Source organism: Pseudoalteromonas sp. NZS127_1, assembly GCF_015864295.1.
GTDB classification, from domain to species: domain Bacteria; phylum Pseudomonadota; class Gammaproteobacteria; order Enterobacterales; family Alteromonadaceae; genus Pseudoalteromonas; species Pseudoalteromonas arctica.
On the sequence record NZ_JADYXO010000073.1, the window covers coordinates 1 to 557 of the forward strand.

A 557-nucleotide genomic window follows, 5' to 3' on the forward strand; every position below is an offset into this window, starting at 1 on the left:
CGCCTTGCGCGTGGTCATGTACACGTTGAAGAGGAACGGAATCATCGACACTGCGAGGATGAACGCACCGATGGTTGACACCTGGTTCATCCACGTAACGCCATCTTCAGCAAGGTAGGTGCGGTAACGACGCGGAAGCGCGACTACACCGGCCCAGTGCTGGATGAGGAACGTCATGTGGAAGCCGATGAAAAGCAACCAGAAGTGAATCTTGCCGAGACGCTCGTTGAGCATCTTGCCGGTCCACTTGGGCCACCAGAAGTAGAAACCACTGAACATGGCGAACACAACGGTTCCGAATACGACGTAGTGGAAGTGAGCCACAACGAAGTACGTGTCAGAGACGTGGAAGTCGAGCGGCGGGCTAGCGAGGATAACACCGGTGAGTCCACCGAAAGTGAAGGTCACGAGGAAGCCAATAGCCCAGAGCATGGGCGTCTCGAACGTGATGGAGCCCCGCCACATTGTGCCAACCCAGTTGAAGATCTTCACACCTGTTGGCACCGCGATGAGCATCGTCATGAGCGAGAAGAACGGAAGCAAGACTGAACCGGTCA

Annotated in this window: 1 protein-coding gene; it reads right to left on the reverse strand. The window is 55.8% G+C overall.

Annotated elements, in window-relative coordinates; all coding sequences use genetic code 11:
• The coding region (locus I6F50_RS20165) for a cbb3-type cytochrome c oxidase subunit I (RefSeq protein WP_197177158.1) at nucleotides 1-557 on the reverse strand (557 nt) is incomplete at both ends.